Origin of the sequence: Plantactinospora sp. BB1 (assembly GCF_003030385.1) — a bacterium.
Lineage (GTDB): Bacteria > Actinomycetota > Actinomycetes > Mycobacteriales > Micromonosporaceae > Plantactinospora.
The window spans coordinates 1933092-1946847 of the sequence record NZ_CP028159.1; the positions used below are offsets into that span (position 1 = coordinate 1933092).

General features: G+C 73.9%; 11 protein-coding genes and 1 riboswitch. Of the genes, 6 read left to right on the plus strand and 5 right to left on the minus strand.

All coding sequences use genetic code 11. The annotated features are described in order from the left end of the window. Positions 1-155: 155 nt before the first annotated feature. Positions 156-1388 carry an aromatic acid exporter family protein gene (locus C6W10_RS08195; protein ID WP_107263759.1) on the plus strand — a complete coding sequence of 411 codons (1233 nt, stop codon included), beginning with the start codon at positions 156-158 and terminating at the stop codon, positions 1386-1388. A gap of 49 nt (positions 1389-1437) precedes the next feature. On the opposite strand, the gene C6W10_RS08200 is transcribed toward C6W10_RS08195, so the two are convergent. Then, positions 1438-2748, minus strand: coding sequence for an aminotransferase class V-fold PLP-dependent enzyme (locus C6W10_RS08200; protein ID WP_107257542.1), 1311 nt, complete (start codon positions 2746-2748; stop codon positions 1438-1440). 46 nt (positions 2749-2794) lie between these two features. Continuing rightward, positions 2795-2914, minus strand: a riboswitch (SAM riboswitch). Positions 2915-2980: 66 nt separating this feature from the next. Between C6W10_RS08200 and C6W10_RS08205 the strand changes: the two genes are divergently transcribed. After that, on the plus strand, positions 2981-4540 hold the full coding sequence (locus C6W10_RS08205) for a PrsW family intramembrane metalloprotease (protein ID WP_107257543.1): 1560 nt from the start codon (positions 2981-2983) through the stop codon (positions 4538-4540). Between the two features lie 76 nt (positions 4541-4616). Here the strand turns inward: C6W10_RS08205 and C6W10_RS08210 are convergent, their stop codons facing one another. Continuing rightward, positions 4617-4955 (minus strand): co-chaperone GroES, encoded by a 339-nt coding sequence (locus C6W10_RS08210; RefSeq protein ID WP_101369320.1) that lies wholly within the window; start codon positions 4953-4955, stop codon positions 4617-4619. A gap of 103 nt (positions 4956-5058) precedes the next feature. On the opposite strand from C6W10_RS08210, the gene C6W10_RS08215 reads away from it, so the two are divergent. Continuing rightward, positions 5059-6360, plus strand: a complete 1302-nt coding sequence (locus tag C6W10_RS08215; protein ID WP_369938656.1) for an AI-2E family transporter — start codon at positions 5059-5061, stop codon at positions 6358-6360. Positions 6361-6439: 79 nt separating this feature from the next. Here the strand turns inward: C6W10_RS08215 and C6W10_RS08220 are convergent, their stop codons facing one another. Next, positions 6440-8557 carry an ATP-dependent DNA helicase gene (locus tag C6W10_RS08220; RefSeq protein ID WP_107263760.1) on the minus strand — a complete coding sequence of 706 codons (2118 nt, stop codon included), beginning with the start codon at positions 8555-8557 and terminating at the stop codon, positions 6440-6442. Positions 8558-8840: 283 nt separating this feature from the next. On the opposite strand from C6W10_RS08220, the gene C6W10_RS08225 reads away from it, so the two are divergent. Beyond that, positions 8841-9344 (plus strand): DUF402 domain-containing protein, encoded by a 504-nt coding sequence (locus C6W10_RS08225; protein WP_107257545.1) that lies wholly within the window; start codon positions 8841-8843, stop codon positions 9342-9344. Positions 9345-9393: 49 nt separating this feature from the next. Here C6W10_RS08225 and sigJ read toward each other — a convergent pair whose 3' ends face one another. After that, on the minus strand, positions 9394-10362 hold the full coding sequence (gene sigJ, locus C6W10_RS08230) for an RNA polymerase sigma factor SigJ (protein ID WP_107257546.1): 969 nt from the start codon (positions 10360-10362) through the stop codon (positions 9394-9396). Positions 10363-10668: 306 nt separating this feature from the next. Between sigJ and C6W10_RS08235 the strand changes: the two genes are divergently transcribed. Then, positions 10669-11295, plus strand: coding sequence for a DUF47 domain-containing protein (locus tag C6W10_RS08235; protein WP_107257547.1), 627 nt, complete (start codon positions 10669-10671; stop codon positions 11293-11295). Between the two features lie 3 nt (positions 11296-11298). Next, positions 11299-12300, plus strand: a complete 1002-nt coding sequence (locus tag C6W10_RS08240) for an inorganic phosphate transporter (RefSeq protein ID WP_107257548.1) — start codon at positions 11299-11301, stop codon at positions 12298-12300. Between the two features lie 92 nt (positions 12301-12392). On the opposite strand, the gene C6W10_RS08245 is transcribed toward C6W10_RS08240, so the two are convergent. Next, positions 12393-13388, minus strand: coding sequence for a Gfo/Idh/MocA family protein (locus C6W10_RS08245; RefSeq protein ID WP_107257549.1), 996 nt, complete (start codon positions 13386-13388; stop codon positions 12393-12395). Between the last annotated feature and the right edge of the window lie 368 nt (positions 13389-13756).

The window sequence follows — 13756 nt, forward strand, 5'->3', positions numbered from 1 at the left end:
GACGAGTACGCCGACCACGGTCGTTTCCGGCCGTCGGGGAACACCCCGGACAGTCCGGTCGAGGCTCACCGGTGCCGTCCGAACGGGTTCGACCGGTTCGTCAGCGGGTAGTCCCCGCCATGCGCTCCGTCCGGGCCACCGTGGCCAAAACGCCCGTGGACCTCGATCGGGAGCGGATCGCCAACCTGGCGAAGGAGTTCCGGAACCGGTCCCGGGCCACCGCGCGGGACCGCTGGCACGCCGTACGGTTCAACCTGGTGCTGGCCCTCCAGGCGGCGCTGGCGGCCGCGCTGGCCTGGCTCGGCTCGCACGAGTTGCTGGGCAACCCGTCGCCGGTCTTCGCACCGATCTCCGCGATCGGTACCCTCGCCTCCTCGGTCGGGCAGCGGTTCCGCCGTACCGTCGAAATGATCTTCGGGATCGCGATCGGCATCGGCCTCGGCGACGCGCTGGTCTTCGCCGCCGGCACCGGGCCGTGGCAGCTCGGTCTGATCGTCTTCCTGTCGATCGTGGTCAGCATCTTCCTCGGCGGCGGCCCGGCCGTGGTCACCCAGGCGGCGGCCACCGCCGTGCTGATCGCGACCCTCGACATGCCGCACGAGGCCAACATCGAGTTCCCCCGGGTGATCGACGCGCTGATCGGCGGCTTCGCCGGGCTCGTGGTGCTCGCGCTGCTGCTGCCGCTGAACCCGTTGCGGATCGTGGACCGGGCGGCCCGGCCGGCGCTGGGCCGGCTCGCCGACGAACTCTCCGAGACCGCCGAGGCGATCAAGACCCGGGACGCGCCCCGGGCACAGGCCGCGCTGGACCGGCTCCGCCAGGTGGAGGAGCACTTCCAGGGCTTCGAGGAGGCGCTGGAGGGCGGCCGGGAAACCGCGCTGCTGGCCCCGGTGCGCTGGCGCCGCCGGGGCGCGCTGACGCAGTACGTGGAGAGTTCCGAGTACATCGAGCACGCGGTGCACAACAGCGGGACCCTGATCCGGCGGGCGGTCACCGCGCTGGAGGACGAGGAGCCGATCCCGGAGGAGATGTCGAACGCGGTCACCATGCTCGCCGAGGCGGTACGGCTGCTGCGCCGGGACCTCGGGCACGGCATACGCCCGGAGGCGGCCCGGGAGCAGGCGTTGCAGGCGATCGGCCAGGCCGGTCGGGCGTACGCCGAGGGGGTCGGGTTCTCCGGCAGCGTGGTGATCGCGCAGGTGCGTACCACCGGCAGTGACCTGCTCCGGGCCACCGGCATCCAACGCCTGGAGGCGAACCAGCTCGTACGCCGGGCGGCGGGTGGGCACGCCGGGGAGGCCGCCGCGGAGGCCGCCCGGCAGCCCGGCACCCCGCCGTCGACCGGGCGCTCCGGCGGCCCCTCGGGCGAGCGGGGCCCGGCCCGCTGACCGGAGCCGGTCCCCGCCCGGCAGCACGCCCTCGCCGGGCGCGGGCAGGTCAGCGGATCGCCGCCAGGGCGGTGAGCAGCCGGTCGACGTGCCCGGCGGTGCTGCCCAGCCCGATGCTGGCGCGCAGCGCGGTCGGCGGCAGGTCCCGTCGTCCGCTCCGGGTGGCCGCCTCGGCGAGCAGCCGCCGGGCCAACGGGTGCGCGCAGAACAGCCCGTCCCGCAGCCCGAGCTGCCAGCGCTGGGCGAGGTCGGCCGCGACCGCCGCCGAGTCCCGGCCGGCGACCACGAACGAGACGATGCCGACCCGGGGCGCGGCCGCGTCGAAGGTACGCAGTTCGACCACCTCCGGCAGGGCGGCGAGCCCGGACCGGAGCCGGGCGAGCAGGGCCTGCTCGTGCGCGTACAGCGCGGCGCGGTCCGCCTCGGCCAGGGCGGTGCAGACCCCGGCCAGCGCCACCGCGCCGAGCAGGTTGGGGGTGCCCGCCTCGTGCCGGGCGGGCCCCTCGGCCCAGCGCACGTCATGGGTGGCCGCCCCGACGCCGAGGGTCGCACCGCCACCGGCCAGGTACGGCGGGGCGGCGTCGAGCCAGTCCGCCCGTCCGGCCAGTACGCCGATCCCGAACGGCGCGTACAGCTTGTGTCCGGAAACGGCCACGTAGTCGACGGTCAGGGCGGCGATGTCCAGTTCGGCGTGCGGGGCGAGCTGGGCGGCGTCCAGCGCGATCCGGGCGCCGTGCCGGTGGGCGACCCGGGCCAGGTCGGCGACCGGCCAGCACTCGCCGGTGACGTTGCTGGCCCCGGTCACCGCGACCAGGATCGGTGCCCCGCCGCCGCTGCCCCGGCGCAGTTCCCGCAGTGCCGCGTCGACCGCCCGCACGGCGTCGCCGGCCGAGCCCGGCACCGGCAACCGGACCGTACCGGCGGGCCAGGGCAGCAGGTTGGCGTGGTGCTCGGCGGCGAAGGTCACCACCCGGGTGCCGGGCGGCAGGGCCCGGGCCAGCAGGTTGAGCGCGTCGGTGGTGTTGCGGGTGAAGACGACGTGGTCGTTCGCGCGTACCCCGAGGAAGTCGCCGACCTGCTGCCGGGCCCGCTCGTACGCCAGCGTGCTGCGCCGGGAGAGCGCTCCGGCGCCCCGGTGCACGCTGCCGTACCAGGGCAGCAGCTCGGCCACGGCGTCGGCGGCGGCCCGCGCGCACGGTGCGGTGGCGGCGTAGTCGAGGTTGACCTGTCCCGGCACCCCGAGCACCGCGAGCGGCGCCGCCGGGGCCAGGGTTGCCGGGGTCAGGGTTGCCGGGGTCGGCGTTGCCGGCGCGGCCACGCCGGTCGGCCGGGCGGGCGCGGAAACGACGGTGCTGCTCATCGGGGATACCTCCGGTGGCCAGGGACCCCGGAGCGGGTGGGAACGGGGTCCGCGCTTGCCCGGTGCGGCGTGCACCGAGCCCGGTCATCACCCGGGGCACCCCACCGCGAACCTCGACGAGGGTTGCCGGCCAGCAAGCCGGGGCTTGACGCTGGCGCTCGTGACCTGCCAGAGAGCATAACCGGCCCGGTTGTGCTCCGGCCGGGCTGTCCGGAGGAACTACGCTGATCACATGGCCGACACCCCGCCCGGTGCGGCGGCGCCCCAGCCGCCGTCGCCGACCCCGCCGTGGCCGCCCGCCCCGTCGGGGCAGTTCCCGCCCTCCGCGGGCAGCCTGCCGCAGGTGGCGGCGCCCGAGCGGCGGAGCCGGGCCCGGCTGCTGACGATGATCGGGGCGATCGCGCTGATCGTCGTCTGCGCGGTGCTGATGGCCTGGGAGCTGGTGTCGCCGGCCGGGGTCACGCCGCCGCTGATCGGGCTGGCCGCGGCGGCGCTGCCGGTGCCGGTGCTGGTCGCCTGCTTCCTCTGGCTCGACCGGTACGACCCGGAGCCGGTCAAGTATCTGGCCTTCTGCCTCGGCTGGGGTGCCGCGGTCTCCACCTTCGCCGCGCTCCGGACCAACACCTTCGCGGCCGACACGCTCCAGCTCCCGCTACCGCTGGTCGGCGTGCTGGTCGCGCCCTTCATCGAGGAGCTGACCAAGGCGCTCGGCCCGCTCCTGCTCCTGCTCTACCAGCGCCGCAAGTGGTCCGGCATCACCGACGGCATCGTCTACTGTGGCCTGTCGGCGGTCGGCTTCGCCATGGTCGAGAACATCCTCTACTTCGGCCTGCACGGCTACGCCGAGGGCGTCGACCAGTACGGCCCGGCCACCGGCGCGCAGAACGTCTTCGGGATCTTCATCCTGCGGGTCCTGATCAGCGGCTTCGCCCACCCGCTCTTCACCTCGATGACCGGCATCGGGCTCGGCATCGCCGTCCGGTCGGGCAGCCGACCGATCCGGATCCTCGCCCCGCTCGCCGGCCTGCTGCTGGCGATGATCCTGCACGGCGCCTGGAACCTGGCCGCGACCCTCACCCAGCTCTTCGCTGAGCCGCTGATCCTGCTCTACAGCTACCTCGGGCTGATGGTGCCGATCTTCCTGGGCGTGGTCGGCCTCGCCGTATGGGTCCGGAGCTGGGAGGGGCGGCTCACCCAGCGGCGGCTCCCCGACTACGTGTCGACGGGTTGGCTCACCCCACCCGAACTGGCCGCGCTCGGCACCCTCGGCCGGCGGCACGCGGCCCGCCGCTGGGCCCGCCGGATCGCCGGTGAGGAGGGCGCCAAGGCGATGCGGGCGCTCCAGATCTCCGCGACCCGGCTCGCCCTGCTCCGGGACGGGCTGGTGCGCGGGCTGGAGCACCGGCCGGCGCAGCTCGCCCGCAGGCTCGACGAGGAACGCCGGCTGCTCGACGCGATCCAGGCCGCCCGCAGGGTCTTCGTCGGCCGCGATCCGCAGGCACCGGCCGGGATCTGGGACGGCTCCCGCTACCACCTGTCGTTCCCGGACGGCTCCCGCCGGTCCCTGCCGGCCCCGGCCGAACCGGTGGTGCCGATCCCGGTGGTCCTGGTGGCACCGCCGCCCCCGCCGGCTCCGGTCTACGCCGCACCCGGGTACGGCCCGTACGGCGGACCGCCGGCCCCGTACCCCGGTGCACCCGGCCCGTACCCCGGTGCACCCGGCCCGTACGGCGGACCGCCCGCACCCGGCTCCGGGCCGGCCGGGCCCTGGCCGGGGCCGTACCGGCGCTGACCCGGCCGGCCCGGCAGGGGTGCCGGGCGGGGCGGGCGGCCGGGCGGGTGTCAGTGCTGGCGGGCGGCCGGGGGCGTCACAGGTAGAGGCCGGTGGAGTCGGTCTCCACCCGCTGGGCGGCGACGGCGTGCACGTCGCGCTCGCGCAGCAGCACGTACTCCCGGCCGTGCAACTCGACCTCGGACCGGTCGTCGGGGTCGAAGAGCACCCGGTCGCCGGAGACGATGGAGCGGACGTTCGGACCGACACCCACCGCGGTCGCCCAGGCCAGCCGCCGGCCCATCGAGGCGGTCGCCGGGATGACGATGCCGGCGGTCGAGCGCCGCTCGCCCTCGCCGCCGTCCGCCCGCACCAGCACCCGGTCGTGCAGCAGGCGGATGGGCAGGCCGTTGTCGTTGGTTTCCTCGGCGGTCACGACCGGAACGGTACCGCGTGCCACCCCGGGCAGGTCGGCGGCGTCACCCCCGGCCGGCCGTTCCGAGCCGGCAGGTCCGGGTGCGGCTACCGTAGGAAGGCCGATTCCGCCGTGGGAGGTGCGCTTGCGCCGTTTCGAGCAGCTACGAGCAAGGATCCGTCGCGCGTACGCGTTCGGACGGTCGTCGGGCCCGTCCGGCGGGCACGCCGATCCGGCGGAGGGTCGTCCGGGCGCCACGCCCGCCGACGTCGCGCCGGTCTCGCCGCCGGTCGTGGACGAACCGGCCAGGGAACTGCACCCGTCGACGTCGAGCCGGGACGACGCGGACGTGCCGCACGGGTTGCGGATCGCCGCCGCCTGGTCGTGGCGGCTGATCGTCATCGGCCTGGTCGCCTGGGCGCTGCTGCGGCTGGTCGGCGCGGTGCGGATCGTGATCATCCCGTTGGCGATCGCCCTGCTGCTCTCCGCCCTGCTGGCCCCGCTGGTCGGGCTGCTGCTCCGGGCCCGGTTCCCCCGCTCCCTGGCCACCGCCGTGGTGCTGGTCGCCGGGCTGGCCGCGGTGGTCGGCACGCTCACCCTGGTGGTCAACGAGTTCATCCAGGGCGTACCGGACCTGAGCCGCAACGCCACCAGCGGTATCCGGCAGATCCAGGAGTGGTTCAAGACCGGGCCGCTGCACCTGTCGGACAACCAGCTCAACTCGTACATCGAGCAGGGCGAGCAGTGGATCAACGAGAACACCCAGTCGTTGACCAGCGGGGCGGTCTCCACCGCCGCGACCGTCGCCGAGCTGCTCACCGGTACGCTGCTGGTGCTCTTTGCCACCTTCTTCTTCCTCCGGGACGGCGAGAAGATCTGGCGCTTCCTCGTCCGGCTGCTCCCGGTCGCCGCCCGGTGGCGGGTCGACGACGCCGGCCGGGCCTCCTGGGCGACGCTGGTCGCGTACGTCCGGGCGACCGTACTGGTCGCGTTCATCGACGCGGTCGGGATCGGCATCTTCCTGGTGATCTTCGACATCCCGTTCGCGTTCCCGCTGGCCGCGCTGGTCTTCCTCGGCGCGTTCATCCCGATCGTCGGCGCCACCCTCTCCGGCGCGGTGGCGGTGCTGGTCGCGCTGGTCGACAGCGGCTGGGTGACCGCGCTGATCATCCTCGGCGTGGTGATCGGGGTGCAGCAGGTCGAGGGACACATCCTGCAACCGCTGATCATGGGTCGGGCGGTGGCGATCCACCCGCTCGCGGTGATCGTCGGGATCGCCGCCGGGGTGGTGCTGGCCGGCATCGTCGGCGCGCTGGTCTCGGTACCGCTGATCGCGGTGCTGAACACCGCCGTCCGGCGACTCGCGCACCGCCGGCCGCCCGCGGTACCCCCGGACGCGGTGGTGGTCGCCGCGAAGGCACCGTAGGCAGCGCTTCCGGCACCGGAGCGGCTCAGGACTTGCCGAGCCGCTCCAGGGCTCAGGACTTGCCGAGCCGCTCCAGGGCTCAGGACTTGCCGAGCCGCTCCAGAGCGCCCCGGGCGACCTCCGGCCGGGTGGTGTACCAGAACGGCGGCAGTGACTTCCGCAGGAAGGCGCCGTACCCCCGGGCGGTCTCCAGCCGGGAGTCGAGTACCGCCACCACGCCCTTGTCGCCGGTCGACCGGATCAGCCGGCCGACCCCCTGGGCCAGCCGTACGGCGGCGATCGGCACGCTCACCGAGGCGAAGCCCGAACCGCCCGACGCGTCCACCGCGGCCGCCCGGGCCGCCGCCAGCGGCTCGTCCGGGCGCGGGAACGGCAGCCGGTCGATCACGACGAGCTGGCAGGAGTCGCCGGGCACGTCCACGCCCTGCCAGAGCGACATCACCCCGAAGAGGCAGCTCGCCCGCTCCTGGCGGAAGCGGCGGACCAGCAGCGGCAGCGCCTCCTCGCCCTGGAGCAGGATCGGCAGGTCGGTGCGGGCCCGGAGCAGCTCGGCGGCCTGCAGGGCGGCCCGCCGCGACGAGAAGAGCCCCAGGGTACGGCCGCCGAGCGCGCCCACCAGCCCGAGCAGTTCCTCGCCGGCCGCCGCCGGCAGCCCCGAGGCGCTGGGCCGGGGCAGATGCGCGGCGACGTAGAGGATGCCCTGGCGCGGGTAGTCGAACGGGGAGCCGACGTCGAGCGAGCGCCATCCGGCGTCCGGCTGCGACCCGTCCGCCTTCGGGGTTCCCGCTTTCGCGTTCCCCACGTCCGCTTTCGCCTTCTCCACGTCCGCTTTCGCGCTCTCCGCCTTCCCGGCGTCGGGTCGTACCGTCCGCAGCGCCGCCGCGCGCGGGTGCGGCCGGGTCGGGTCGACCGTCGGATCGGCCGGTGCGGCGAGCCCGAGCGCCCGGGCCACGGTGTCGAACCGGCCGCCGAGGGCCAGCGTGGCCGAGGTGGCGACGACGGTGCGGTCCTCGTACAGGTGGGTGGCGAGGGTGCCGGCCACGGAGAGCGGGGCGACGACCAGGGCCCGCCGGCCGGCGCCGCCACCGTCCGGCTTCTCCACCCAGGCCACGTCGTGGTCGGCCTCCTCCAGCAGCCGCTGGGCGGTCTTGGAGAGGTCGTCGAGTACGGCCTTCGCCTGCTGCTTGCGTACCGGGTCGGGATCGTCGGCCTTCACGTCGCCGATCTTCTCCAGCGCGCCCCGGGTCGCCGCGTCCAGCAGCGTGCACGCCTCGCGCAGCGGCCCCGGCAGCTCGCCGGTGATCCGCCCGGCCGGCGCCTCGGCGAGCCCCACCGCCAGCGAGTCGCCGGCCGCCACCAGCGACTCGGCCAGTTCCGGGTCGAGCAGCGGCCGGCTGCGCCGGGCGGCCCGGTCGATCAGCTCCGGGATCAGTTCCGCCTGTGCCGCCGAGGAGACCCGGTCCGCCAGCTCGTGCGCCTCGTCGATCACCAGCAGCTTGTGCGGCGGCACGATGTGCCGGCCGGCGAGCATGTCGACGGCGAGCAGGCTGTGGTTGGTCACCACCACGTCCGCCTCGCGGGCCCGGGCCCGGGACGCCTCGGCGAAGCACTCGGTGCCGTACGGGCAGCGGCCGGCGCCGACGCACTCCCGGGCCGGCATCGAGACCAGCCGCCACGCCTGGTCGTCGACGCCCGGGTCGAGCTCGTCACGGTCACCGGTCCCGGTCTCCATCGCCCAGTCCCGGATCCGCTCGATCTGCTTGCCCAGCCGACCGGCCTCACCGAGCCACTTCATCCCGCCGCCACCACCGCCCCGGCCGGGCGTGTCGAAGAGGGTGTCCTCCGGCTCGTCCTCTGTGGAGTTCTCCAGCCGGGCCAGGCAGAGGTAGTGGTGCCGGCCCTTCAGCACCGCGAACGTCGGCCGCTCGCCGAGGACCGGGGTGACCGCGTCGGCGAGCCGGGGCAGGTCGTGCTCGACGAGCTGGGACTGGAGCGCGAGGGTCGCCGTGGAGACCACCACCGGACCGTCCACGGTCAGCGCCGGGGCGAGGTACGCCAGCGACTTGCCGGTGCCGGTGCCGGCCTGCACCAACAGGTGCTCGCCGGAGAGGATGCTCTCCTCGATCGCGGCGGCCATCTGCTGCTGCCCGGGGCGGGCCTTGCCGCCCGGCACGGCACCGACCGCCGCGGCGAGCAGCTCCGCTCCGCTGGGGCGGTCGCCCCGGCGGCGCCGACGGGACCGGGGCGCCGGGGGTCGGCCGGATTCCGCCGCCTCGGAGCCGATCAGGGTGGGGACGCTGGCGTCGGTGGCGGGCACGGTCACCGTGCGACCGTACCCGCCGTTCCCGACACCGCCGCGCTCCCTCGCCCCGGCGGGTCCACGACCCCGCCCCCGGGGCAGGGGTGATGTTGTCGATTCCGACGCCTGCCGGCCGCTTCGCGCACCGCGCGTACTGGGCCACATCGGCTAGGGTGCGGGCATGTCGAGCGATGTGGTCCGAGTCGTCTACCGCAAGTACGACGGCACCGCGCACCGGGACTACCCCGCCCGCAGACTGACCGAGGACGACCTCGGCGTGTGGCTCGGCGTGACCGCCGGGACGGCATCGGTCTACCACGGCCGCCCCTCGGTGGAACAGATCCCGTTCGTGCTGCTGGTGCCACACGGCACGTGGTGGAGCGCGATGTTCAACCCGCCGCCGCGGACCAGCGAGGTCTACTGCGACATCACCAGCCCGGCCCGCTGGGAGGGGGACACCGTCCACCTGATCGACCTCGACCTCGACGTGGTGCGCCGACGCGGCACCGGCCTGGTGGAACTGCGCGACGAGGACGAGTTCGCCGAGCACCGGGACCGGTTCGGCTATCCCGAGGAGACGGTGGCGCAGGCCCGGGCCGCCGCGGAGTGGCTGCACGTCGCGCTCGGCGACGGTACCGAGCCGTTCGCGTCGGCGTACCGGAAGTGGCTGGCGCTGGTCGTCTGATCCCGGCGCCGACGCGCCCCGGGCGGGCGCGGACGCCGCGCGGCGCAGCTCAGCGCCGGAGCTGCCAGGGGTGCTCGTCCGGCTTCATCCGGGGTACCCGGGTCAGCTTCTCCGGGTTGAGCTGGTGGTAGGCGGCGGTGATCCGGCCGTCGGCGGCGGTGAACCACATGACGCCGTGCAGCGGCATGCCCGGCCGGTAGTCCGCCTCGATCTGGAGGCCGAGCGTGCCGTTGACGAGTACCGGCCGCATCCGCAGGTTGCTGGTGTCCCACGCGGCCCGGCGGATCAGGCCGAGCGTGAACCGGGCGACCTTGACCGCGCCGACCACCGGGTGCCGCGAGGTCGGGAAGAGGCCGCCGCCGTCGCCGACGAAGACCACGTCCGGGGCGAGCACCTCGAGCAGCCGCTCGGGTTCGCCGGACTCGATGGCCGCCAAAAAGGCGCTGACCAGCCGCTGGTGTTCGGCCGGGTCGGCGGAGCGGCGCGGGCCCTCCTCGGCGACCGCCCGCCGGGCCCGGGAGGCGAGCTGCCGGGCGGCGGCCGGGCTGGTCCCGAGCACCGTGGCGATCTCCGCGAAGGGGACCGCGAAGACGTCGTGCAGGACGAACGCGACCCGTTGCTCCGGGCCGAGTCGTTCGAGCACGGTCAGCAGGGCGATGCCGACCTGCTCGGTGTGCGCGGCCCGCTCGGCGGGGTCGGGCGCGAAGCTGTCCGGGCCGCCGGCCGGGTCGGTGAGCCGGCTGACGATCGGCTCCGGCAGCCACTCACCGTGGTAGGACTCCCGGCGTACCCGGGCGGAGCGGAGCACGTCCAGACAGATCCGGGCGGTGGCGGTGGTGAGCCAGGCCCGCAGGTCGCGTACCTCGGCGCGGGCCTGCGGGGTGTCCAGGGCGGTGGCGTAGCGCAGCCAGGTCTCCTGTACGGCGTCCTCCGCCTCCGCCCAGCTGCCGAGCATCCGGTAGGCGACCATGGTCAGGTGGGCCCGTTCGGCCTCGAACTCGCCGGCCAGATCGCGCACCGCTGCCTCCCCCGCCGCCGTACGTCCCTTCCGCGAGGTTAGCTCCGACCCGGGTGTTCGCCGCGCGCGGATCGTCGGCCGCGGTCTCGGCGCGGCGAATCTCACACCGCCGGTGATGTGGGTCTGTTCGGTCGGGTTCGTGCCGGCCTGCCGGCGGCCAAGGTGAACATCAGATGAATGCCAGATGAACCGCCTCTGACCAGGGGTGGGCGGGCGAAAACTACGATCCGAGGTTTCCTAGCATTCCCCAAGGGGCAGCCTCTTGCGGCCCGCCACCCGTCCGCCGACGCAACGAGGTTCCGTGCCGTGAAGTTTTCCCTCCGCCCCTCCGAGGGCGCGTTCTACGAGTTGTTCACCAGGGCCGCTCAGAACCTTGTGCGGGGTACCGAGCTGCTCAACGAGCTGGCGCTGCCCGGGGTCGACGTGCAGTCGGTCAGCGAGCGGCTCACCGAGGTCGAGCACGACAGCGACCAGATCACCCACGAGCTGTACAAGAAGATCAACTCGACCTTCGTGACGCCGTTCGACCGGGAGGACATCTACCGGCTCGGCTCGCTGCTCGACGACGTGATGGACCACCTGGAGGCGGTCGGCAACCTGCTCTACCTCTACGGGCTGACCAAGCTGCCGTCGCTGCCCCGGGAGATGCACGAGCTGGTGAACGTCCTCGACCAGCAGGCCAAGCTCACCGCCGAGGCGATGCCCCGGCTGCGGGCGATGAAGGACCTCGAGGACTACTGGATCGAGTGCAACCGGCTGGAGAACGACGGCGACCAGGCGTACCGGATGCTGCTGGTCCGGCTCTTCTCCGGCGAGTACGACGCGCTGACCGTGCTCAAGATGAAGGAGGTCGCCGACGAGCTGGAGGCGGCCTGCGACGCGTTCGAGCACGTCGCCAACACCGTCGAGACCATCGCGGTCAAGGAAAGCTGACCCGTGGAACCTGAACTCATCGCCGTACTGGCGGTGATCGCCGTCGCGCTGCTCTTCGACTACACCAACGGGTTCCACGACGCCGCGAACGCGATCGCCACCAGCATCTCCACCCGGGCGCTGACCCCCCGGGTCGCGCTCGGCATGGCGGCGATCGGCAACTTCATCGGCGCGCACTTCGGCGCGGACGTGGCCAAGACGGTCGGCTCCGGCCTGGTCGAGCTGCCGCCCGGCGTCTCCAGCCTCGGCATCGTCTTCGCCGGGGTGATCGGCGCGATCACCTGGAACCTGATTACCTGGTACTTCGGCCTGCCCTCCTCGTCCTCGCACGCGCTGATCGGCGGGCTGGTCGGGTCGACGCTGGCCGCCTCCGGCACGGTGCTCTGGAAGGGCATCGGGGAGAGCGTCGTACTGCCGATGATCCTCTCGCCGCTGGTCGGTTTCCTCCTCGGTTACCTGGTCATGGTCGCCGTTCAGTGGATCTTCCGGAACGGGCAGCCCGGCAAGCTCAACCGGGGCTTCCGGTGGGCCCAGACCGCCTCGGCGGCGGCGATGTCGATCGGGCACGGCATGCAGGACGCCGCCAAGACGATCGGCATCGTGGTGCTCGCCCTCTTCGTCGGCGGCTACCAGAGCAGTGCCGAACACATCCCGGAGTGGGCGTTCTGGACCTCGGCGACCGTACTGGCCCTCGGCACGTACGCGGGCGGCTGGCGGATCATCCGTACCCTCGGACGGAAGATCATCGACCTCCGGCCGCCGGAGGGCTTCGCCGCCGAGACCGTCGCCAGCGGGGTGCTCTACTTCAACGCCCTGGTGCTGGGCGCACCGATCTCCACCACGCACACCATCACCTCGGCGATCATGGGCGTCGGGGCGACCAAGCGGCTCTCCGCCGTCCGGTGGGGCGTGGCCGGCAACATCGTCGGCGCCTGGATCCTGACCTTCCCGGCGGCCGGCTCGATCGGCGCCCTGATGTACGTCGTGGTCAACCCGCTCTTCTGAGCCTCCCGCCCCGCCCGGTCCGGCCCACCGCCCGGTCCGGCCCACCGCCCGGTCCGGTCCACCGGCCGGGCCGGGCGGGAGCGCCGGGACGGTCAGGGGTACGTGACGCCGATCTGCTCGCGGATGTCGTCGAGCAGGCCCATCACCTCCAGGGTGGCGGCGTGCGGCACCAGCGGGCTCTCCAGCAGCCCGGCGGCGAGGCAGCGCTGCACCTCGGCCGCCTCGTGCTGGTAACCCGAACCGGTCAGGTCGACCGGCAGCAGCTCCGGGTCGGCGCCGTCCCGGAGCAGGGTGACCTGGCCGGGCCGGTAGAACGGCGGGGCCAGCTCGATCCGGCCGGTCCGCCCGGTGATCACCGCCGCCACCCGGGTCGCGCCGATCATGCCGCAGCTCAGCGTGGCGACCGCGCCCGAGTCGTAGCCGAGGATGATCCCGGTGTTCTCGTCCACCCCCTCCGGGCTGATCCGGGCCCAGGAGCGGACCTGGTCCGGCCGGCCGAGCAGCAGGTGCGCCAGGCTGATCGGATAGACCCCGAGGTCCAGCAGGGCGCCGCCGCCGAGCGCCCGGGCCCGCATCCGGTGCTCCGGCGGGAACGGCCCGGCGACCCCGAAGTCCGCCTGCACGCTGGTCACCTCGCCGATCGCACCGTCGGCGATCAGCTCCAGGATCCGGAGTACGACCGGATTGCACCGCATCCACATCGCCTCCATCAGGAAGCGGTTGCCGGCACGGGCCGCGTCGACGAGTTGCTGTGCGGCGGCCCGGTCCAGGGTGATCGGCTTCTCGACCAGTACCGCCCGGCCGGCGTCGAGGCAGGCCGTCGTGGCCTCGAAGTGCGCGGCGTGCGGGGTGGCGACGTAGACCACGTCGATCTCGTCGTCGGCGGCGAACTCCTGCCACGACCCGTACGCCCGGGGCACCCCGTGCCGGTCGGCGAAGGCGCGGGCCGTCTCCGGGGTACGGGAACCGACCGCCACCACCTCGGCGTCCGGCAGCAGCTTCAGGTCCTCGACGAAGGTCGCGGCGATGTAACCGGTGGCCAGGATGCCCCAACGGGTCTTGCTTTCGCTGCCAGATTGCTGCGCCATGGAACCTCTTCGACTACGGGCCGGCGGGGAACAGCCCGGGGGCATTCCCGGCGACCCGACATGGCCGGCTGCGTGAACCCGATCATCGTCCACCACGTCAGCCGCTCCTCGCGACTCGGGCTGCGGTTACCTCCAGCCGCTCCCGCTCCCGCTCCCTGCGCGGGCGCGGGGGCGTGCGGGGTCCCTCGAACGGCGGCCGACCCGCTTCCCTGATCTCGTGCCGCGTGGGAGGCGGCGCCGTCGGGCCGGGGTAGCTGCCCGGCGAGACTGTCGAGCTGCCCCGCTTGTGCGCCCGCGACCTGCTTGTCCGCCCACAGCCTGCTTATGCGCCCACAGCCTGCTTGTGCGGCCGCGACCTGCTTGTGCGG

What these genes read in the sequence shown, in the direction of transcription:
- C6W10_RS08200 (WP_107257542.1), bottom strand. Translation starts at nt 2,748, where the DNA reads ATGAGCAGCACCGTCGTTTCCGCGCCCGCCCGGCCGACCGGCGTGGCC.
- C6W10_RS08205 (WP_107257543.1), top strand. Translation starts at nt 2,981, where the DNA reads ATGGCCGACACCCCGCCCGGTGCGGCGGCGCCCCAGCCGCCGTCGCCG.
- C6W10_RS08225 (WP_107257545.1), top strand. Translation starts at nt 8,841, where the DNA reads ATGTCGAGCGATGTGGTCCGAGTCGTCTACCGCAAGTACGACGGCACC.
- C6W10_RS08245 (WP_107257549.1), bottom strand. Translation starts at nt 13,388, where the DNA reads ATGGCGCAGCAATCTGGCAGCGAAAGCAAGACCCGTTGGGGCATCCTG.